Origin of the sequence: Flavobacterium hercynium (assembly GCF_002217285.1) — a bacterium.
In the GTDB taxonomy this organism is placed as follows: Bacteria; Bacteroidota; Bacteroidia; order Flavobacteriales; family Flavobacteriaceae; genus Flavobacterium; species Flavobacterium hercynium.
Window position 1 is genome coordinate 1 of record NZ_MUGW01000012.1, and the last position, 21,776, is coordinate 21,776.

24 protein-coding genes are annotated in these 21,776 nt (G+C 33.5%); 18 read left to right on the forward strand and 6 right to left on the reverse strand.

Going from position 1 to position 21,776, the window contains the following annotated elements:
- The first annotated feature begins 147 nt into the window (after positions 1-147).
- The 4 genes from B0A66_RS05670 (at position 148) to B0A66_RS05685 (ending at position 5,389) form a co-directional block, all read left to right on the forward strand.
- On the forward strand, positions 148-1,962 hold the full coding sequence (locus B0A66_RS05670; protein ID WP_089048892.1) for a glycoside hydrolase family 2 protein: 1,815 nt from the start codon (positions 148-150) through the stop codon (positions 1,960-1,962).
- 39 nt (positions 1,963-2,001) lie between these two features.
- Entirely contained in the window at positions 2,002-3,030 is a 1,029-nt protein-coding gene (locus tag B0A66_RS05675; RefSeq protein WP_089048893.1) for a glycoside hydrolase family 43 protein, read from the forward strand.
- An 85-nt stretch (positions 3,031-3,115) separates the two neighbouring features.
- Positions 3,116-4,291: an aldose epimerase family protein gene (locus tag B0A66_RS05680; RefSeq protein WP_089048894.1), complete on the forward strand. Its 1,176-nt coding sequence runs from the start codon at positions 3,116-3,118 to the stop codon at positions 4,289-4,291.
- Between the two features lie 108 nt (positions 4,292-4,399).
- Entirely contained in the window at positions 4,400-5,389 is a 990-nt protein-coding gene (locus B0A66_RS05685) for a glycoside hydrolase family 43 protein (protein WP_089048895.1), read from the forward strand.
- A gap of 102 nt (positions 5,390-5,491) precedes the next feature.
- Here the strand turns inward: B0A66_RS05685 and B0A66_RS05690 are convergent, their stop codons facing one another.
- On the reverse strand, positions 5,492-6,439 hold the full coding sequence (locus B0A66_RS05690) for an erythromycin esterase family protein (protein ID WP_089048896.1): 948 nt from the start codon (positions 6,437-6,439) through the stop codon (positions 5,492-5,494).
- 433 nt (positions 6,440-6,872) lie between these two features.
- Here B0A66_RS05690 and B0A66_RS05695 point away from each other — a divergent pair, with 433 nt between their 5' ends.
- The 3 genes from B0A66_RS05695 (at position 6,873) to B0A66_RS05705 (ending at position 8,754) form a co-directional block, all read left to right on the forward strand.
- Complete coding sequence (locus tag B0A66_RS05695) at positions 6,873-7,094, forward strand: tautomerase family protein (RefSeq protein ID WP_089049014.1); 222 nt, start codon at positions 6,873-6,875, stop codon at positions 7,092-7,094.
- Between the two features lie 96 nt (positions 7,095-7,190).
- Positions 7,191-8,060 carry an alpha/beta fold hydrolase gene (locus B0A66_RS05700; RefSeq protein ID WP_089048897.1) on the forward strand — a complete coding sequence of 290 codons (870 nt, stop codon included), beginning with the start codon at positions 7,191-7,193 and terminating at the stop codon, positions 8,058-8,060.
- Between the two features lie 22 nt (positions 8,061-8,082).
- Complete coding sequence (locus B0A66_RS05705; protein ID WP_208862572.1) at positions 8,083-8,754, forward strand: hypothetical protein; 672 nt, start codon at positions 8,083-8,085, stop codon at positions 8,752-8,754.
- A gap of 28 nt (positions 8,755-8,782) precedes the next feature.
- On the opposite strand, the gene B0A66_RS05710 is transcribed toward B0A66_RS05705, so the two are convergent.
- Together B0A66_RS05710 and B0A66_RS05715 are read right to left on the reverse strand one after the other, a co-directional pair.
- A complete protein-coding gene (locus B0A66_RS05710) occupies positions 8,783-9,400 on the reverse strand; it encodes a Crp/Fnr family transcriptional regulator (protein ID WP_089048898.1) in 618 nt (205 codons plus the stop codon).
- Positions 9,401-9,545: 145 nt separating this feature from the next.
- Positions 9,546-9,815, reverse strand: a complete 270-nt coding sequence (locus B0A66_RS05715; RefSeq protein ID WP_123868219.1) for a hypothetical protein — start codon at positions 9,813-9,815, stop codon at positions 9,546-9,548.
- A 222-nt stretch (positions 9,816-10,037) separates the two neighbouring features.
- Here B0A66_RS05715 and B0A66_RS23280 point away from each other — a divergent pair, with 222 nt between their 5' ends.
- From B0A66_RS23280 to B0A66_RS05745, 7 genes are all read left to right on the forward strand, one after another.
- Positions 10,038-10,292 (forward strand): class I SAM-dependent methyltransferase, encoded by a 255-nt coding sequence (locus tag B0A66_RS23280; protein ID WP_430408015.1) that lies wholly within the window; start codon positions 10,038-10,040, stop codon positions 10,290-10,292.
- Positions 10,267-10,770: a class I SAM-dependent methyltransferase gene (locus tag B0A66_RS05720; RefSeq protein ID WP_430408014.1), complete on the forward strand. Its 504-nt coding sequence runs from the start codon at positions 10,267-10,269 to the stop codon at positions 10,768-10,770. Before B0A66_RS23280 ends, B0A66_RS05720 begins: the two co-directional genes overlap by 26 nt.
- Before the next feature lie 11 nt (positions 10,771-10,781).
- Complete coding sequence (locus B0A66_RS05725) at positions 10,782-11,213, forward strand: DUF3592 domain-containing protein (RefSeq protein ID WP_089048900.1); 432 nt, start codon at positions 10,782-10,784, stop codon at positions 11,211-11,213.
- Positions 11,214-11,247: 34 nt separating this feature from the next.
- Positions 11,248-12,045 (forward strand): helix-turn-helix transcriptional regulator, encoded by a 798-nt coding sequence (locus B0A66_RS05730; RefSeq protein ID WP_089048901.1) that lies wholly within the window; start codon positions 11,248-11,250, stop codon positions 12,043-12,045.
- Between the two features lie 74 nt (positions 12,046-12,119).
- Positions 12,120-13,790, forward strand: coding sequence for a serine hydrolase domain-containing protein (locus B0A66_RS05735; RefSeq protein ID WP_089048902.1), 1,671 nt, complete (start codon positions 12,120-12,122; stop codon positions 13,788-13,790).
- Between the two features lie 102 nt (positions 13,791-13,892).
- Positions 13,893-14,477, forward strand: coding sequence for a Crp/Fnr family transcriptional regulator (locus B0A66_RS05740; protein ID WP_089048903.1), 585 nt, complete (start codon positions 13,893-13,895; stop codon positions 14,475-14,477).
- A gap of 85 nt (positions 14,478-14,562) precedes the next feature.
- Positions 14,563-15,663, forward strand: a complete 1,101-nt coding sequence (locus tag B0A66_RS05745) for an SDR family oxidoreductase (RefSeq protein WP_089048904.1) — start codon at positions 14,563-14,565, stop codon at positions 15,661-15,663.
- 161 nt (positions 15,664-15,824) lie between these two features.
- Here the strand turns inward: B0A66_RS05745 and B0A66_RS05750 are convergent, their stop codons facing one another.
- Positions 15,825-16,454 (reverse strand): NAD(P)H-dependent oxidoreductase, encoded by a 630-nt coding sequence (locus tag B0A66_RS05750; protein WP_089048905.1) that lies wholly within the window; start codon positions 16,452-16,454, stop codon positions 15,825-15,827.
- A gap of 81 nt (positions 16,455-16,535) precedes the next feature.
- Between B0A66_RS05750 and B0A66_RS05755 the strand changes: the two genes are divergently transcribed.
- Together B0A66_RS05755 and B0A66_RS05760 are read left to right on the forward strand one after the other, a co-directional pair.
- On the forward strand, positions 16,536-16,922 hold the full coding sequence (locus tag B0A66_RS05755; protein ID WP_244283397.1) for a winged helix-turn-helix transcriptional regulator: 387 nt from the start codon (positions 16,536-16,538) through the stop codon (positions 16,920-16,922).
- 242 nt (positions 16,923-17,164) lie between these two features.
- Positions 17,165-17,692, forward strand: coding sequence for an RBBP9/YdeN family alpha/beta hydrolase (locus tag B0A66_RS05760; protein WP_089048906.1), 528 nt, complete (start codon positions 17,165-17,167; stop codon positions 17,690-17,692).
- Between the two features lie 13 nt (positions 17,693-17,705).
- Here the strand turns inward: B0A66_RS05760 and B0A66_RS05765 are convergent, their stop codons facing one another.
- Entirely contained in the window at positions 17,706-19,103 is a 1,398-nt protein-coding gene (locus B0A66_RS05765; protein WP_244283398.1) for a cryptochrome/deoxyribodipyrimidine photo-lyase family protein, read from the reverse strand.
- A gap of 51 nt (positions 19,104-19,154) precedes the next feature.
- Complete coding sequence (locus tag B0A66_RS05770) at positions 19,155-19,445, reverse strand: TIGR03643 family protein (RefSeq protein ID WP_089048908.1); 291 nt, start codon at positions 19,443-19,445, stop codon at positions 19,155-19,157.
- 177 nt (positions 19,446-19,622) lie between these two features.
- Here B0A66_RS05770 and B0A66_RS05775 point away from each other — a divergent pair, with 177 nt between their 5' ends.
- Both B0A66_RS05775 and B0A66_RS05780 read left to right on the forward strand, forming a co-directional pair.
- A complete protein-coding gene (locus tag B0A66_RS05775) occupies positions 19,623-20,306 on the forward strand; it encodes an SDR family NAD(P)-dependent oxidoreductase (RefSeq protein ID WP_089048909.1) in 684 nt (227 codons plus the stop codon).
- Positions 20,307-20,317: 11 nt separating this feature from the next.
- Positions 20,318-21,733 carry an SDR family oxidoreductase gene (locus B0A66_RS05780; protein WP_089048910.1) on the forward strand — a complete coding sequence of 472 codons (1,416 nt, stop codon included), beginning with the start codon at positions 20,318-20,320 and terminating at the stop codon, positions 21,731-21,733.
- Positions 21,734-21,776: the final 43 nt, after the last annotated feature.

Sequence of the window (21,776 nt, forward strand, 5' to 3'; positions counted from 1 at the left end):
TTTACAATTCACAATTAAAAAGAAATGGTTAGTGGGAGTTAGTGATTGAAATTGCCAGACTATGTGCCTATAGTCTGGTAATTTATCTGGTAAAGAAGAAAATAAACAGCAATAGTTTTTGAAAATAATTGCAAAAAACGAGATAAGATGAATAAAAAAATAACTGTTTTAGTAGCGCTTTTTTTAAGCTGTCTGATTCATGGACAATGGAAACCTCAAGGAGACAAAATCAAAACAAAATGGGCGACGCAGGTTGATGCGGGCAAAGTGTTACCAGAATATCCCCGTCCTATTATGGAGCGCGGTCAATGGAAGAACCTAAATGGCTTATGGAATTATGCTATTCAGGAATTTGGCAAAGTAGCACCTTCAAAATATGATGGGCAAATTTTAGTTCCGTTTGCAGTAGAATCAAGCTTGTCCGGCGTGATGAAAGAAGTTGGATCTAAAAAGGAACTTTGGTATGAAACCAATTTTTCAATTGAATCGAATTGGAGCGGAAAAAACATACTGCTTCATTTTGGTGCTGTAGACTGGAAAACAGAAGTTTTTATAAACGACATAAAAGTAGGGTCACATACAGGCGGATATACACCATTTTCGTTTGATATTACGCCATTTATTCAAAAAGGAAAAAATCAAAAGTTAGTAGTTAAAGTTTGGGATCCTTCAAACGATGGAACACAGCCAAGAGGAAAACAAGTCAATAAGCCGGAAGGAATTTGGTACACACCTGTTACCGGAATCTGGCAAACCGTTTGGATTGAACCTGTAAACGCTAAAAACATTACAGCATTAAAAACCACTCCAAATATTGATCAAAATACCATCACGATCAAAGCCGATGTAAAAGGAGCAGAGACAGGAGATTTCGTAGAAATAGTCGTGTATGACGGAGGAAAAGAAATTGCCAAAGAAAAAGCTGTTGTAGGAGAAAGCAATGATATCGTTTTAAGTTCACCTAAATTATGGTCTCCTGAAAGCCCGTTTTTATACCAGACAAAAGTTCGTTTGATCAGCAAAAATAAAGTTGTTGATGAGGTAAAAAGTTACTTTGCCATGCGAAAAATTTCATCAAAAAGAGATGAAAACGGAATCATGAGAATGCAGTTAAATAACAAAGATTATTTTCAGTTTGGTCCATTAGATCAAGGCTGGTGGCCTGACGGATTGTATACGGCTCCAACAGATGAAGCATTGAAATACGATATTATTAAAACAAAAGAATTGGGTTTTAATATGATTCGTAAACACGTAAAAGTAGAACCGGAACGCTGGTATACACATTGCGATCAACTTGGGATCTTAGTTTGGCAGGATATGCCAAGCGGAGATGAGCAGCCAATCTGGCAAGACAAAAAATACTTTGAAGGAACAGAATTGCAGCGTACTGCAAAATCAGAACAAATCTACAAAAAAGAGTGGGCAGAGATTATGGATCACTTGTATTCCTATCCAAGTATCGTAGTCTGGGTTCCGTTTAACGAAGCGTGGGGACAATTTAAAACGGTGGAAATAACGGAATGGACAAAAAATCACGATCCAAGCCGATTAACCAATTCATCAAGTGGAGGAAATCATTTTCAGACCGGAGATATTTTAGATTTACACCATTACCCGGGACCAAATATGTATTTGTATGATGCGAGAAGAGTAACCGTTTTAGGTGAATACGGAGGAATAGGGCTTCCGCTTGAAGGACATTTATGGAGAGCAAACGACAATTGGGGGTACGTTAAATTTAAAAATGAAAGCGAAGTAACAGCGGAATACATTAAATACGCAGAAATTCTGAAAAGTTATGTCAAAACAGGATTCTCAGCGGCAGTTTACACGCAGACTACAGATGTTGAAGGAGAAGTAAACGGTTTTATGACGTACGATCGAAAAGTGGACAAAATGGACTTTAAAGCTGTAAATAAAATCAACACAGAAGTTATTGAGGCATTAAATCAAAAATAGTACGCGCAACAATAAAAAATATACAACACAAAATTTATAATGAGAAAATATTTAATCCTCTTTTTATTCATGATTGTTTCAGCTGGATATTCGCAGCAAAAAACATTCACCAATCCTATTTTACCATCGGGTGCAGATCCGTATAGTACGTACTACAAAGGATATTATTATTACACGCATACCTTGCAGAATCGTCTGGTACTTTGGAAAACAAAAGACCTTTCTGATCTAAAAAATGCTGAGAGCAAAGTTATTTGGGAGGCACCAAAAGGAACGGATTATTCGTCAGAAATCTGGGCACCGGAATTTCATATCATTAACGGAAAATGGTATGTATATTTTGCTGCAGATGATGGTGATAACAATAAACACAGAATGTATGTTTTAGAAAATAAAGCATCAGATCCGTTTAAAGGTAAATTTGAATTTAAAGGAAAAATAGCAGCAAAGACAGACAAATGGGCTATTGATGGAAATGTTTTTGAATATAAAAAACAACTGTACATGATTTGGGCAGGATGGGAAGGCGATACCAACGGTCAGCAAAATATCTACATTGCTAAAATGAAAAACCCGCTTGAAATAGAAGGAGACAGGGTTATGATTTCTGCACCAACAAACAATTGGGAAACTCATGGAGCATTGCACGATGATGTAAATCCGGCTCAGGTTAATGTAAACGAAGGCCCACAGTTTTTGTCCAGAAATGGCAAAATTTTCATTGTGTTTTCAGCAAGTGGCTGTTGGACAGATTTTTATTCTTTAGGCTTATTAACTTTTAATGGAGGAGATAATTTATTAGATGCTTCGGCTTGGAAAAAAGTGCCGGAACCGATATTCAAACAATCCGATAAAACCAAAGTTTACGCACCGGGACACAACTCTTTCTTTAAATCTCCTGACGGAAAAGAAGATTGGATTTTATACCATGCGAATTCAAATCCGGGAGAAGGATGTGGGAATAAAAGGTCACCAAGAATGCAAAAAATTGATTGGGATGCAAACGGCTTCCCTGTTTTAGGAGAACCGGTAAGTGAAGACACTAAATTGGCAATTCCATCAAAATAGAAAATATAAAACCATAACCAGAGAAGGACAGTAGCTTGGTTCAATTGATGCTGCCAAATACTTTGTTTCTCAAAATAACATAAAAATGAAAAACATTCAGATCGCTGTAGTTGTAATGCTGGCACTTTTTCAATTTAATTGTAAAGACAGTAAAAAAGAAGATGCAGCAACAAAAGAAACTGCTGAAATAAAAACAGATTCAGTAGAAACTGCTTTAGAAGCTAAAAACTTCGATACTATTATCGACGGTAAAAAAGTCAATTTGTATTGGATAGGAAATAAAGATATCAAAGCTGCTTTTACTAATTATGGCGGAAGATTGGCAGGACTTTGGGTTGCTGATAAAAACGGAAAGCCTACTGATGTTGTCGTTGGAATGCACAGTGCAAAGGGATTTAAAACGGCAACAGAACCTTATTTTGGCGCTACCATTGGAAGAGTTGGAAACCGAATCGCAAAAGGAAAATTTACATTAGAAGGAAAACAATATCAAGTACCGCTTAATAACGGAAAAAATGCTTTGCATGGTGGTGTAAAAGGTTTTCAGGATGTAGTTTGGGATGTTACCAAAACAGATGAAAATACATTGGTTTTTAGTTATGTTTCTCCAGATGGTGAACAAGGTTTTCCCGGGAATTTAACGGTAAAAGTAACATACTCTATTACAGCTGAAAATGCAATAAAAATGGAATACGAAGCGACAACGGATAAAACGACAGTTGTTAATTTAACCAATCATGCCTTTTTTAACTTAAACGGAGAAGGAAGCGGTACTATTTTAGGTCATGAATTACAGATTTATGCAAACGAATATACTCCGGTTGATGAAGGATTGATTCCGCTGGGTGCATTAAAATCAGTAAAAAACACACCATTTGATTTTACATCGAAACATACGATTGGAGAAAGAATTGAAACGAAAGACGACCAATTAAAATTTGGAAAAGGTTACGATCATAATTATGCTTTAAACGGAACAAAGAAAAACGGATTAAATCATGCTGCAACGATTACTGGAGATAAATCCGGAATTACGATGGATGTTTATACACAAGAACCGGGATTACAGTTTTACAGCGGTAATTTCATGCAGTCAAAAAATACGTTTAAATCAGGTTCAAAAGATGATTTTAGAACGGCATTTGCTCTGGAAACACAACATTTTCCGGATGCACCAAATCAGCCAAAATTTGCATCTATAGTTTTAAAACCAGGACAAAAATACCACACTGTTTCTTTTTATCAGTTTTCGTCAAAATAATCTTTGAATTGTGAGTTGTGAGTTGTGATGTGAATTGTAAAATTTAAACACTAATCGCAAAAGTTTGTCTAATGCGATTAGAATATTATATAGTAAAAACTAAAACTAATGAAAAAAATAGCAATCGTAGTAACATCATTCTGCTTTTTGGTGGCGTGTTCACAGGAAAAAGCAGGAGCTCCGGTAAAAGAGGCAGAAACTAAAGCTCAGGCTAAAGTAAATACTATTTTATTGGCTGATCCTACCATTTTTCATGATAAAGGAACATATTACTTATATGGAACGACAACAGGAAATGTAAATGGTGAAGGTTTTCAGGTTTATACATCACCTGATTTAAAAGCCTGGAACGGACCAGTTGGAGCACAAAATGGATTGGCCTTAAAAAAAGGAGATTCATTTGGAGATAAAGGATTTTGGGCACCGCAGGTTATTGCCTATAAAGATAAATTTTATATGATTTACACTGCCAATGAAAACATTGCAACAGCAGTTAGTGATAGTCCGTTGGGGCCATTTAAAAGTGTAACAAAAGAACCAATTATCAAAACCGGAAATCAGATCGATCCTTTTGTTTTTATTGATGATAACGGTAAAAAATACTTGTATTACGTTCGACTTACCAACGGAAACCGAATTTTTGTTGCCGAAATAAATGACGATCTTCAAAGTATTAAACAAGAAACGTTAACCGAATGTATCTCTGGAACATTGCCTTGGGAAAATACGGAAAATACCAATTGGCCCGTTACAGAAGGACCAACAGTTGTTAAACACAACGGATTGTATTATCTGATTTACACAGCAAATGATTTTAGAAGTATTGATTACGCAGTGGGTTACGCCACAAGTAAAAGTCCTTTAGGACCTTGGGAGAAATCAAAAAACAGTCCGATCATTAGTAGAAAAAACACCAATCAAAACGGAATCGGTCATGGTGATATCTTCTTTGATAAAGATCAAAAGATGCATTATGTCTTGCATACGCATTTTAGCAGCTCAGAAGTTTCTCCAAGAAAAGCAGCCATTATTGATGTTGAATTTAGTGGAAACGAATTAAAGGCAGTAAATAATACGTTTCATTTTTTGAATAATTAAGAATAAGGGGGAAAGAAAAAACTTTCCCCCTTTTTTATGTTTTTAGTTGTATTAAGAACTGCCTGTTTTTTAGTAACGGATTTTTGATTCGTTACTTGTATGTTATTCTAAACCAATTGAAGCAGTAGTTTTTCTTATAAAAATAAGCCCATCAAAATCAGATCCTAATTTTACAGGTAGAGGAGTTGGTGTTTTCCAATTCGAATACAGATTCGTGATTTTGTTAACTTCATTTTTCAGAGGATTGTTCGCTATTGTAAAATCAATAAAAAACAATTGATATTTGACTTTAGCAAATAAGCTGGAAAAAGTTCCTTCACTTCCTTCAAAGTCATGTTTTTCCAATTGCCCTTCATTATCCAGAACATTTACATTTCCTTTGTACGTGTCAAAACCAATTGCATAAAATTTATTGCCAAATTCCTGATTAATGTAATATCCTAAAGCTTTAAATTCAGCCATTGTGGTATCTTTTGCTATGTGCAGATTATGAGACCAAATAATGGTTTTACGATGACTAATCGAATTTTGTGCAATAAAGTTTTCTGCCATTAGTTTATCTCTTGTATAAGGATCTGCCCAATAATCTTCGTGATCAATACCAACAAGTCTGAATTTATCATTATTTGTTTTGGTCTTATTGTAATTCATAATCCATACACATAAGTCGTACATTTCTTTTGAATTATAAAGTCCCATAGATTTTAGCATTGTTTTTATATCTCCATCACCATTTAGAATAAATTTGTTAAGCGATTCGATACTTGCAGACGTCGCTTCTAATGCTAATGTTTTATAATTTTCTTCTTTAATCAGATATTCAATAATGCGTGATTTCTGTAAATAAAATTCGTGTGTACCATGTGAAGCTTCTCCAAGACCAACAATATGCTTGTCTTTTAGCACTTTTGATAAAAATTTCAGATCACTGAAATCATTGGAGGAGTCAGACTTTAAGGCAATTACATTTTTATTCAGCCAGTCAATTGAGCTATTCTGCGCATAAAAAGTAGAAGAAGTAAAAAGTACTAAGCAAAGGATTTTTAGCATAATATAGGTTTATGTGGTTTTGTTTTTTTGGTTAAAAATAGCACTGATAGTAAGGTTGTTATATATAGGTAATGTTTTATTTCTTACAAGGTTAAGCAAAAATGCTGGATAATAGTGTTTAATTATTTTAATATTGCGCATCTAAAATAATTACTGTTTTAGCGGAAATTATTAATCGAAAGCACATTAGCAAAGAATAAATTATATTGTATTTAACCTTTTTGCCTTTATAGCAGTAAATTGAATATTGAAAATATTTAAATATACCGGAGTTAAAAGTGTATCAGCTTAATGTATTATAACTAGAATTATTAAACTAGATTAAGAATATTTCTTAAAGATGTTTATAGGTGGCACTACTAAATTTACTTCAATTTTGTATGGCAGATTATTACTTAGACCTGCAAGTAAAATTAAACATAAAATAAAAAACATGCCACACGTAATTGTAAAAATGTATCCCGGAAGTTCTGAAGAACAAAAAGAAAAAATTGCACAAGAAATTACTAATGTAATTATAAAGCACACAGGCAAACCTGAAGAAGCAATTTCAATTGCTATAGCAGAAGTGACTGAAGATCTTTGGATACAGGAGGTTTATGATAAAGAAATAAGCCCAAACAAAGAAAGTCTTTATAAAAAACCAGGGTATTAATAATGAAAAACCCTTAAACTAATTTAAGGGTTTTATTAAACTATTTTATCCAAGAGGAAAGTCCTAGCAATATATTTCCAGTATAAGTTCGATTATATGAAAAAAATCATTTTATCCGTAGTTCTAATTTTTTCTTCAGTCCTATATTCTCAAGAGCAGCAAAAAGTGATGAGATATGCACTTCAGACTATTCCTGCTCCAAAAAATACGATTCCTTATGGCAATAATCCGACAGCCGGACATTATATAACATCTGGAGATGCAAAAATTTATTATGAAATTTATGGTAGTGGAGAACCTGTTTTGGTGCTGCATGGAGGAATATTTGGATCTACTTTTGAGATGTATCATTTTATTGATAGTCTTAAAGTAAATCATAAAGTGATAGCAATTTCTACAAGAGGGCATGGAAAATCAGAAATGGGAAGCCAACCCCACACTTATCAGCTAAAAGCAAAAGATGCAGCAACCATATTAAATGCAGTGACAAAAGACAGTGTTACCGTAATTGGCTTTAGTGATGGAGGATATACCGGATTTATGCTTGCAAGTATTTATTCTGATAAAGTTAAAAAATTAGTTGTTATTGGGGCAGGAGAGAGGCATCCGGGAGATTCACCCAATGCCATCACTATAGAGCAGGCTTTGGTACTTGATAAACCTTTTTGGGATCAGCAATTAGCTTTGATGCCGGAGCCAAAAAAACTTGGAGAACTTTTCACTCGCGTTCAGGATGAATTCAATACAAAACTTGTGGCTGACAAAAAATTATTTAGTACTATCAAATGTCCTGTTTTAATAATGGTTGGGGATCATGATAATTTTATCTCCGTAGAAAATGCTAGTCATGCTTCTAAATCTATTACTATGGGTCAGCTTAGTGTTATTCCTGGTGCAGGGCACGGTGCTTTTTTTGAAAAATGGTCTGTTGCCTGGCCCGCTGTAAATTATTTTTTGCAGCATTAAATTATACTCTTAAATAAACAAGATGATGGAAATTTTTAAATATACGATTCTGATGTTGTTCTTAAATTCGTTTGTTTTTGCACAGAAGGTAAAGTTAACCGACGAAAACCTCAAAGAAGTTGGAAGTTACGTTTCGCAGAGTAAGATACACGGAAGCAAAGCAGTACGAGTGGTTAAAGATTCTACTATCCTTCTTGATGATGAAGCTACATTCTCCAGAATTAATAACATTGAATTTAGTGAGGGTGTTATCGAGGTAAAGGTGTTGAGTAAAATACTAAGAAGTGCTCCTTCGCATGCTCGCGGTTTTATAGGCATAGCATTTCACATCAATCAAGATAATTCAAAATTTGAAGCAATCTACTTAAGACCTGCAAACGCAATGGCAGAGGATCAGCTTCGCAGAAATCGCTCTACGCAATATTTTGCATATCCTGATTTTAAATTTACTGACAGCAGAAAAACCGCTCCGGGAGTTTATGAATCGTATGAAGATATGGAACTTAATAAATGGATTGTCATTAAAATTGCAGTTAAGGGAAAGCAGGCGAAACTATATATAGACGGCCGGAAACAGCCTTCTTTGATTGTAAATGATCTTAAACTTGGGTATGGAGCTAAGGGAGCAATTGGTTTATTTGTAGACATTGGCACCGAAGGATTTTTTAAAGACCTTATTATTCAAAATGAATAATAATTTTATGCTTTATATAATCGAAAAATTAATGCTCAATCACAATATTTTTTCTGATTTTACTTAGGAATTCAGGTGTTATTCCCAAATAAGAAGCAATTTGTGTATTAGGTATTCTATTGAGGAGCTCAGGGTATTGTTTTGTAAAGCTAATGTAGCGTTCCTCGGCTGTAGAACTGATATTTTGCAAGATGCGATTCTGAAAATTTATATATTTATGTTCGGTAATAATCCTGAAATTGCGGTCGAATTTATGATAATGAATAAATAAGTATAAAAGATCATCATGTTGTATCTGAAGTATGATAGAAGGTTCTATAGCCTCGATATACATGCGACTCGGTTCTTGTGAATAAAAACTATGAAGATCGCTTATCCATTCATTTTCAGAGGCAAATTGAAGATTATGTTCTTTTCCTGAAGGATCTACTGCAAACATTTTAAAGCAACCTGAAACAATAAAGAAATAATGACGGCAGGTGTCACCTTCCTGCAGGACATAACCTCTGCGTCTGATATTTCTTTGAGAGAATAATCGAACCACTTCTTTACATTCCTTCTCATCAAGAGCAAAATAGCCATTAAAAAAACGAATTAACTGATTTAGAGGAGATTCTTTATCTACTGATGTTGCAGTAATATCCATAATGATGTTTAAAAAGTAAATGTAAGGAATATGCTTGGTATTAGAAAAGTTTAATGTTCTACATCGACGTTTTAGGTATATTTAACACCCTTATTTTCAAAACCCCGTATTTTTTATGACTAATTATTTAATATATTAATTAAAATTACTTTGTAATCTTCCCTAGTCTCACAATTTGGTAAATAGCATGATTTTTTAATGCTAATGAACGTGCGATCTCCGGAATTCCCTGCATGTTTACTTCACAGATATAACCAAACTCTAATTCAGATAGTATTGTACAATGCTTTGAAATTATTTTTTTGAAAGTTTTAGTTGTTTTATAAAGTTCAATATAAACTAAATACAGCCCATCTGAATATTCTTTCGGACTTCCAATCGTTTTCAATAATAACTCATAATCCGTTTTTTTCATAATACTCGGTTTTTCGTGAAATTCTCCTAACAAATTAAATAACTGTGTGTTATATCTAAATTAAAAATAAATTTTTAGAATGACGATATTAAAATAGTTAGTTGCAAGATTGGTTTGTGTAGAAAATCGAGAGAATTGTAACTGCTTGTTTTATTGATTCCGTACACTGTTATATTTTTTTTTAAATTATTTTTGTGTGATACTATTTACGATAAAGAAATAATGAAAGAAAATAAATATGATGAGGTTTCGTTTTTTGAGCAGTATGAAAAAATGAGCCGTTCCCAAAAAGGACTTGAAGGTGCAGGAGAATGGCATGTATTAAAACAAATGTTACCCGATTTTGCCGGAAAGAAAGTGCTTGATTTAGGATGTGGCTACGGATGGCATTGCAGGTATGCGATCGAAAATGGTGCTCAGTCTGCAATTGGTATTGATATTTCTGAAAAAAATGCTTCAAAAAGCCGCAGAAATTAATCAATTGGAGAATATAAAATACCAACAAAATGCACTTGAAGATGTCGAATTCGCCACTGAAACGTTTGATGTTATAATAAGTTCTCTGACTTTTCATTATGTGCAAGAATATGATGTTCTTATTCGTAATGTATACAATTGGCTTAAACCAAATGGCCGGTTTGTATTTTCTGTTGAGCATCCTATTTTTACAGCAGAAGGTTCTCAGGATTGGGTTTACGATGAAGATGGAAATAAGTTGTATTGGAGTGTTGATCACTACTTTTTAGAAGCACAAAGAAATACCTCTTTTTTAGGAGAACATGTTGTAAAATACCATCGAACGATAAGCACTTACTTGAATGAACTTATAAAACAAGGCTTTAAAATAATCGAAGTCAATGAACCTATGCCAAGCGAAGAAATGCTGAAAAGTATTCCCGAAATGACAGACGAGTTACGTCGTCCCATGATGTTGCTTATTTCAGTTGAAAAATAGATAATTAAATTATGAAGAGAAAATTTCTAGCTGCTACTTACATTTGCTTTTTGCCTGGTTTAGCTTTTTTACTAATAACATTTTATCTATATAGTACCAGATATTCTTTTTTTGAAAATGCGAATGAAACAAATGGTACAATTACTAAATTCATACCTGCAGCAAGCAAAAATGGAACAGTCTATTATCCTTATATTTCGTTTGTTACCAAATCGAGGCAGCAAGTAGAATTTACTTCCTGTGTAGAAAAAAAATCGTTCAATAATATCGAAGGAAGCAAGGTTAAAGTTTTCTATGATCCAACTAATCCGGAGAAAGCAGAAATAAACGGTATGTACGTCTTTTCGATTGACCCATTATTTTTTGGATTTTTGGGTATGTTTTTCTTCTTAATAGGTTTTTGGATTATTTTTGGGGAGTATCGAAAAAGGAAGAAAAAATAGTTTCTGAAGCTGTGGATAAAATCTAAAAGAATAAATGGATCAACTAAAAAAAGGAGAATTTTACGGAACAAATTACCAAAAATCACTTTTTGATAATATCATTATAACAGATACTGAATATACGCACAGTAAAGTAGATTGGCATTATCATGAAAATCCTTATTTTACCTATCTGCTTCAAGGCAAACTTTTTGAATCTAACAAAAAAGAGTCATATTACTTAGAGCCCGGAAGCTTATTATTTCACAATTGGCAAGATGCCCATTACAATATAAAACCTCCTGGATTTGCGAGAGGATTTCATATTGAACTCAATGAAAATTGGTTTTCCAATTATGACATTCAGCTAACAGATTTTGAAGGAAGTATAAACCTGAAAAGTCCTGTGACTAAAAACTTGATGAACAAAGTGTTTATTGAATCCAAAATGAATGATTCATATTCAAATCTATCTATTGAATCTTTAATGATTGAGCTTTTCAGTACGATTAAAGAAAATAAAAAAATTAGTGATAAAAAACCGGATTGGGTAAACAAGCTTCAGGAACTTTTGTTAGAAGAACAAATTGATTATTCTTTAAATAATTTAAGTTCTTTTTTAGGAATTCATCCCATTCACTTATCCCGGGAATTTAATAGATATTTTGGTACAAGCCTTGGGAATTACATTAGGTTATTAAAAGTTAATAAAGCGTTTTACTTAATTGCTTCCAATACAATTTCAATGACAGAAATTTGCTATCAATGTGGGTTTTATGATCAAAGCCATTTTATTTCAAGTTTCAAAAAAGTTTACAACACAACTCCTTCAAAATTATTTAGGAAAACTTGATAATGTTAATTTTATACAATTTTCACAGTCTTAAAAATCTCATCTTCGCAGCATATTTTTAAATCTATTAAAAAATGAGATTTCATAACATCCTATTCTTTTTCTTCGTCCTTTGTTCTTTTTCTGTCGCCGCACAGGATATGGCTGACTATACCGATAATTGGGAAGGAAAAATCGAAAATGCTAAAACATTCAATTTAAAAGTAGAAATTGAAAATTTAGGATTTGAAAATGCTATTTTCAAAATTTACAACAATAGAAGTATTATCAATTATCCATTTAATGCAGTAAATCTTGATCGCATTACAATTCCTTTTACGGAAAATATATCTTTTGAGGGTGTTTTGTCAAAAAACGGTACAGCAATCAATGGGTTTATTAAATCTGGTTTAATGCTCTACCATTTAAAGTTAGTTAAATCAGGAAACAATTCTTTTGTTGGAGATTGGAATATTTTGATGATAGACGAACTAAAAGCACCAGATTTTTATTTAAGTGTAGAGAATGGTTCAGAAAATGAATATCAAGCTTACCCAGTTTTGGGGGATAATCGTTTTACCGGAACATGGTGCGATAATTTTCAAAAAGAAAATGATAGTATAACATTTTCTGATTTTAAGACCGGTTTACAATTTAAAGGAAAATTACTGCCTAATAAAATTCATTTAGAAATATTGTTAGGGAAAAATGTAATCACAGAAATCGATTTAAAAAAGTCTGTTACAGATTGGAAAATTGGCGGTTTCAAAACAGATAAAGCAACGACCATTCCAGAATTAAGCGAATTAGAGAATCTTATTGCAACCAATTCATTTCCTAATACACATTCCGTTTTAATTTCAAAAAATGGTAAACTGATTTATGAAAATTATTTTGAAGGTTACACTGCAAATGTTCCACACGATATGCGTTCTGCATCAAAAAGTATTTCATCAGCAATAGCCGGAATTGCATTAGACAAAGGATTATTCAAAAGTGTTGAGCAATCTATTTTTGATTTTTTACCTGCAAAGTATCAGGTTCAAAAGGATAGTTTAAAATCAAAAATTAATATCAAAAGCTTATTAACGATGAGTTCAGGATTAGATGCAATTGATTATGGCATTAATGCTAATCCAAAATCTCCTGCTGTTGAAGATAATTATCAAAAGTCAAAAGATTGGATAGAGACAATATTGAACACTCCAATGATAAACACTCCAAATACAAAAGCCAATTATGGGTCTGCGAATCCGTATTTACTTGGAATTGCTATGGATTCAGTCGTTTCAGAGCCATTAGAATTGTTTATGGATCATTATTTATTTCAAAAATTAGAGATTTCAAACTATGTTATTTTTAGTGATTTAAATCGAAATCCTTATTTTGGAGGAGGAATGTACCTGACTTCAAAAGACATGATCAAATTTGGAGAGCTATACCTTAACAACGGAAAGTGGAATTCGAAACGTATTCTTTCAAAGAAATGGGTGGAAGATTCCTTTAAAAATTACCTTGCTTTACAAAACACAACAGACAAAAATGGATACGGATATTTATGGTGGCATCATAATTATCAGGTAAATGGAAAAAATGTTTCATCTATCGAAGCCAGAGGTGCAGGTGGCCAATATATTTTTGTTGTTCCAAGTCTAAACGCAGTTGTCGTCATAACATCCGGAAATTTCAGAAACGGAAAAATACAGCAGCCAGAAATAATTTTTAAGAATCATATTCTGCCTTATCTTAAGAAGTTAAAAAACTAATTCAAATTAAAGTACTGTAATTTTTTTTGCCGAAAAAGATAGTAGCTCTAAAAAGGATACCTTTGTAATAGCTTGTAAATCTTAAAAAGAAATTATAATTCTATGTACGATATATTTTTCGAACATCTTGAAAAAAAGGTTCAGTTGAATGAGTCCGAAAAGGAACTGATAAAGTCTTTTTTTACGCCTAAAAAACTAAAAAAAAGACAGTTTTTGGTTGTTGAAGGTCATCCTTGTATTTATCTGACATTTGTTTCCAAAGGTCTTTTAAAAGCGTATAATGTCGATGAAAAAGGGAATGAGCACATCAACCAATTTGCACCTGAAGGTTGGTGGACTTCTGATATGAATAGTTTTTTTAGTGATGAAGTTTCATTTTACAGTATTGATGCAATGGAGGACTCCGATATTCTTGTCATTAGCAATAAGGAATTTGAAGAATTAATGCTAAAAGTCCCTATTATGGACCGCTATTTTAGATTGCTTTTTCAAAATAGTTTGATTACAAAAGAGCGAAGATTAATCAGCTCTAATACTCATAATGCAGAAGAAAAATACCAGCACATTTTAAAAAACAATCCAGATTTGATAAAGCGTGTTCCCCAGAATTTATTAGCATCATACCTTGGTCTTTCTGCAGAAACGCTCAGTCGCCTTAAAAAGAATGCAACACTTGGAGAGAAATAATTGATTTAGATCAATCGGTTTTCTTGTTCTATGTCATCTTTATGAGTTTGGTTTTAGAGTTAATTTTGTAGAAAACTTATATGATATGGATTCTCAACAATTAATTAAACCAAATACAACGGGCAATATTGCTTTAGTAGTAGGAGCAACAGGAATAACCGGAAGTAATCTCGCTTTAAAACTTCTGGAAAAACAATGGACCGTTTTTGGACTTTCAAGAAATCAAAAAAAGGATATCGAAGGATTACTTCCAATTGCTGCCGATTTACTCGATGAAGAGTCTCTAACCAAAGCATTAGAGAATATTTCACCTACTCATGTTTTCTTCACTACTTGGATGCGAAATGACACTGAAGAAGAAAATATTAGAATTAACAGTGCTATGATTCGAAACTTACTGAATGTTTTATCTTTAAAAAAAACAGTTCAGCACGTTTCTTTGGTTACGGGTTTAAAACATTATCTTGGGCCATTTGACGCCTATGCAAAGTCGGGAACACTTCCGGAAACTCCATTAAGAGAAGAAATGCCACGATTAGATTTACCTAATTTTTATTATGCTCAGGAAGATGAAGTTTATAAAGCAGCAGCAAGAGACGGATTTACATGGAATGTACACAGACCGCATACAGTTATTGGTAAAACCATTGGGAACGCAATGAACATGGGAACCACATTGGCTGTTTATGCAAGTATCTGTAAAAAAGAAGGACTTCCTTTGATCTGGCCAGGATCAGAAGCACAATGGAACGGACTTTCAGATGTTACGGATGCTAAAATTTTGGCAGAACAAATCCTTTGGTCAGCAACAACAACCAAAGCTCAAAATGAAGCTTTCAATATTACAAATGGTGATGTTTTTCGCTGGAAATGGTTATGGCCTAAAATAGCCGAATGGTTTGAGATTGACTATGAAGGCTATAGTGGAACAATTAAACCACTTGAAGCATCATTAACTAAAAAACAATCCATTTGGACAGAGATTGTAAAAGAGAATCAATTGATAGAAAATGATTTAAATAAGTTAGCATCGGCATGGCATACAGATCTTGATCTTGGACGTCCCTTAGAGGTTATGACAGATATGTCTAAAAGCAGAAATCTGGGATTTTCTATTTATAAAAGTACAAAAGATTCCTTTTTTGAGTTGTTTGCGCTATTAAGAAAGGAACAGATAATCCCGTAATATAAAATTAGTGACGTCGTTCAATGATATTGCTTATTTTTATTGAAAAATAAAATAAAACTGGACAAGGATTTCTCCAAGTCCAGTTATTTAATAAAATCAAAAAGTGAAGTAATCTTCAAATTGATGACTACACTATTTCGAGTTCATTTGAATGTTTTTTATTTTATATAAAATAAAAATTCGTCAAGTGATAATCTGGTTTTCTTCATTGCCGCTAAATAATCATTTTCAGCATCTCGATACCCTAAAGACAATATAACGGAACTGTGCAAACCTTTTTCCGTCAAGCCTAATATTTTGTCAAATTTAGCTGGATCAAATCCTTCCATAGGTGTTGCGTCAACTTTTAATTCAGCAGCAGCTATTAAAGCAGTTCCAAGTCCTATATAAGCTTGTTTATCTGACCATACACTATTTTGTTCAGCAGTTTGCGTAGAAAAATGAGTGATCAAAGTATCTTCAAAACCTTTAAGTGTACCTGATTCCATATTACGTTGTTGTTCCATCATGGCAACATAAGTTGTAATATAGTCAGACGTAATTCTGTTCATTCCTGCAAAAACCAATAAATGAGAGGAATGCTCTATTTGTGTATTGAAAGATCCCTCGGCTAAACTTTTTCTAATTTCAGGGTTACTGATTACAAACAAGCGGTAAGGTTGTATTCCGCAAGAAGAAGCGCTGAGGTTAATCGCTTCAACAATTTGATTTATAGTTGCATCATCGACTACCTTATCTAAATATTTTTTAGCAGCATATCGCCATTCCAGATTTTTTATTAATTCCATATCTTATGTATAAATGTTTGCGTAAAAGTATATTGTTTAGATGTACATTTGTCACTTAATGATAAAAAGTAATAGTGACAAATGAGTAACCAAGTGAACAGTATGAAAGCAGAGGATGGAGTAATAAAAGAATGCGCACAGGCTATTTTAGCGATTAATGATACTATGGATGTATTAAACGGCAGATGGAAAGTATCTATTATTGCTTGTCTGTGTTATCGTCCGATGCGATTCTCTGAGTTATTAAAAGAAGTTGTTGGTATTTCTGGTAAAATGCTAAGCAGAGAGTTAAAAGATTTAGAAATGAATGATTTGATTTCGCGAAAGGTCTTAAATACAGCTCCGGTTGCTGTAGAATATTCCATAACTGATTATGGAGAATCGCTAAAAGGACTTACTGAAAAAATAGCAGAATGGGGATTTACACATAGAAAGCGCGTTATCGCAGGAATGAAAAAAAAAGATTGATTAATCATAAATCGTGGTATAAATTAAAAGTGTTGTTTTCGTTATTTTTATTATTTTTACACCCCGTGATGTACAAATTTATGTTGTGCAAATAGTAGAGAATTTTTAAATCATTCTGAACTCTACTTTAAAATCATAAACAAGTTTAGTAAAAAAGAGAACCTGTTTCTAGCATTACAAATCGTTTTTACATTTTTCAAGAATGTGAAAACAATTTCCCGTTTATAATAAAAACTAACATAATGATTAACTATTTAATTGTACCAGGACTTGGTAATTCAGGGCCAGAACATTGGCAAACTTATTTTCAGAATTCAGGTGAAAATTTTCACAGAATCGAGCAACAAGAGTGGGACGCTCCAGCGTGTGAAGACTGGATCGCAACTATCAACAAAAAAGTTTCGGAATTCGATCTTTCCACGGTTGTACTTGTTGGACACAGTTTAGGCTGTTCTACAATTGCGCATTGGGCAACCAAGTATAACAGACCAATAAAAGGAGCTTTGCTTGTAGCACCAAGTGACCTTGAAGCTCCTCAATATACTTTTCCTACGACCGGTTTTGCACCAATTCCACAAGCCAAAATAAATTTTAAAACAATCGTAGTGGCAAGTGCAGACGATGTATGGGTTTCTTTGGAGAGAGCTAAATTCTTTGCTGATAATTGGGGAAGTGAATTTATAAATATCGGAAATGCGGGTCATATCAATGTTTCATCCGGACATACCAATTGGGATGAGGGGATGGAGATTTTAAAGAAAATCGAATAATTTAAACCTTATATCAAAAGCTTTTTCCTTTTTTTCGGATGCTCCAAATAACTTCACTGGCATATTTTCGGGTCTCTTCAATATCTACTATCGGAAACGGATAATCTTTTCCAATTTCGCATTCGTATAACTGCTGATCAATTAAACCTAATTTCCAGGGTTCATGAAGTAAGTGGGGCGGAATATTAGACAATTCGGGAACCCATTTTTTAATAAAAATTCCTTCAGAGTCGTGTTCTTCAGAGTTTTTAATGGGATTGTAGATTCGAATAGTGCCGGTGCCGGTTACACCTGCCTGCATTTGTAATTGCGGGTAATGAATTCCGGGTTCATAATCCAGAAATTGTCTTGCCAGAAAGTGAAGTTCCCGCCAGTCCTGCCAGAGATTAAAAACAAAAAAAGAAACAACCAAAGCGCGCATTCTAAAATTGATAAAGCCAGTTTTTACTAAACATCGCATACAAGCATCAACAATAGGAACACCTGTTATTCCTTCCTGCCATGCTTTGATGTAATTTTCATTTTTAGGTTTTACCAATACATCAAAACTATGATCTATATTTTTAAATTCAATGCGGCAGTCGCTTTCAAATTTTTGCATAAAATGACAATGCCAATGCAAGCGTGAAACAAAATTAAGCATCGCTTTTTTGTTCGGAGATGTTTCATAAAACTGATTGGTATAGTGATAGACCATTCGCATACTAATATTTCCGTATGTCAAATAAGGCGAAATTCTGCTGCAGCTTTTTCGGCTTAAACTCGGTTTAGAAATGTGTTTGCTGTAATTAACATGTCTTTCTTGGGCAAAACTTTTTAGATAACGCCAAGCCCAATATTCACCGCCTTGTTGAAAATTTTCATTGTGATGGGTAATGTCTTTAGAAAATGCTTCTCCTTTTAGATTGAGATAAAAATCGGTATCTAAACTTTCAAATTGAATAGCATTCAAATCAATCATTTTAGGATCTGCCCGCATTACTTTTTCCCACCGTTCGTCCCAGTTTTGTCTTGATTTCAGTTTTCTGATTACACCGTGCAACTGCGATTGTTTCCATAAAATGGCATGATCGTCAAAAAAAGACTTCATGGCAATATCGCGGTCAAATGTGATTTTAGTGCCAATTTCCTGATGTGAAAAAACAGTTTGAATTTCATAAATATTCGATAAATACTCAAAAACAGGCAGAACTTCATTATGAAAATAAAAAAGCTGTGTCCCAATTGCCTTCAATTTAGACTGCATTTCTTTTAGAGATTCATAAACAAATCGCCAGTGACGGACATCAGAATCATCGAGTGCCATTATAGAAGGCTCAAAAAAATAGACCAAAAGCAACGGTATGTTTTCTTGCTGAGCCATAAAAAGAGGTTCGTGATCTGTAAAACGGAGATCACGCTTGAACCACATAATATTTATTTTCTTCTTATTCAATTTTCAAGTAGTGATGTAATTTTGTTTTCATCTTCGTTTTGAAATTTTATTGTTAGAGATCGCACGCTGTCTGCTACATTTAAAACGATCAATTTCTATCGGACGTTTTGCTGCATGTTTGGTTTTGCAGTTCTCAACACGTTTGCGCCATAGTTTGTAACTGCTAAATTTTAGTTCTTTTTTCATTAAAGCCTTTACGTCAGCTTCAGATAAATTAAATTGAAACTTTATGGCATCAAAAGTGGTTCTGTCTTCCCAAGCCATTTCAATTATGCGATCCAGTTCCAGGACAGAAAAGTTATTTGGTTTTGTATTCATCTCAATAAGCTGTTTAGACTAACATTTTTTGTTTGCAATAGTGCTAAGGTACTTAATTAGATTTATTTTGTTTAATGTTATCCGATAAAAGTTAAACAATGACTATCTTTATATTGAAAATCAATTTCTTATCAATATGATATTTCAAATGCAATACAATAATTTAAATTTATAAAAATGGAAAAAATAGTAATTATTGGTGGGAGCAAGGGAATTGGCAGTGCAATATTGCTGCAGCAATTAGAAGACAAGCAGGTTTATAACATTAGCAGGACGGCGCCTGAAATTTCTCATCCTAATTTAATTCATTATTCGGCAGATGTTTTAAATGACAGTCTTCCTGAAATTGAAAGTATCGATTCTCTTATTTATTGTCCGGGATCTATAAACCTGAAACCTATTTTAAGTTTGAGTATTGATGATTTCAGAAAAGATTTTGAAATTAATGTTATTGGAGCAGTAAAAGCTATACAACACTATCTCCCAGCTTTAAAAAAAGGAACAAACCCGTCAATTGTTCTTTTCAGTACAGTTGCAGTAAAATTAGGAATGCCTTTTCACGCCAGTATTGCTGTTGCAAAAGGCGGAGTAGAAGGGCTTGTAAAATCATTAGGTGCTGAGCTGGCTCCCACAATTCGCATTAATGCCATCGCACCTACGATAACCGAAACAGCATTATCTGCTTCAATTTTACGAAATGACCGCATGAAAGAAAATATGATAGAGCGTCATCCGCTTAAAAATTATTTAAAACCTCAGGAAGTTGCGCAGATGGCAGATTATTTAATTTCTAAAGTAGCTGGATCAATTTCGGGACAGATTTTTCAAATGGATTATGGCTTAGTTAGTTTTAAAATGTAATCAAAACAAACATGAAAATTCTATTAACAGGCGCTACAGGATATATTGGCAAAAGACTTTTACCTTTATTGCTAGATCAGGGACATGAAGTAATTTGCTGTGTGAGAGATAAGAACAGGTTTTATTATCCCGATAAAGCTTCAAAAAACATTCAGCTTATTGAAGTTGATTTTTTAGACCCGCAAAGTGTAGAAAAAATTCCGGAAGATATAGATGCAGCTTATTATCTTATTCATTCCATGTCAGGCGCAGCTAATTATGATGAGCTTGAACGTATTTCTGCCAGTTATTTCAAAGAGAAAATAAACAGAACAAACGCAAAGCAAATTATTTATTTAAGCGGTATTGTCAATGACAAATCACTGTCTAAACATTTATCTTCCAGAAAGGCAGTAGAGGAAATCTTAAAAAATGGAAAAACGCCAACCACCACACTTAGAGCCGGAATTATCGTAGGATCGGGTAGTGCTTCTTTTGAAATTATACGCGATCTCGTTCATAAATTGCCTGTAATGATTACGCCCAAATGGCTTAATACTAAATGTCAGCCAATTGCTATTGCTGATGTTTTAGAGTTTTTAATTCGATCATTATTAAATCCTAAAGCGTATAACGAAAGTTTTGATATTGGCGGTCCTGATATTCTTACCTACAAACAAATGTTATTACAATTTGCTGAGGCAAAAAAACTGAAGAGATATATTTACATCGTTCCGGTTATGACGCCTAAATTATCATCATACTGGCTGTATTTTATTACTTCTACTTCTTTTAAACTGGCTTCGGCATTAGTAAGCAGTATGAAAGTAGAAGTTGTTTGCTGTGACACTAGAATTAATGACTTATTAAATGTCAAACCGATGAGTTACAAGCTGGCATTGCAGAAAGCACTTATAAAAATAGACGAAGATGCTGTTGCATCAAGCTGGAAAGATTCACAAATCAGCGGACAGTTTAAAGGGAGTGTTTCTTATTATCTAAAAGTTCCTAAAAAAGATTGTTTTATTGACAGAAGAAAAAGAAAAATTATTGACAGGAATTCTACCATTTCTAAAATCTGGTCTATCGGTGGAGAAACCGGATGGTACTATGGAGACTGGCTATGGAGTCTTCGTGGCTTTATTGATAAGATTTTTGGAGGCGTAGGCGCCAGACGCGGAAGAACAAGCAAACATGAAATTCATGCAGGAGATGTTCTTGATTTTTGGCGCGTGGTATATGCCAATAAGGAGCAAGGAAAATTAATTTTATATGCCGAAATGAAACTGCCCGGCGAAGCATGGCTAGAATTTAAAATTTTTAATAACACATTATACCAAGCAGCAACCTTTAAACCTAGGGGAATATGGGGTAAAATATATTGGTATTCTGTTTTACCTTTTCATGGTTTTATTTTTAAGGGAATGATTAATGAGTTAACAAGCTGAATACATTCACTATTATCAAATTCTTTTTTATGCAATTCTTTCG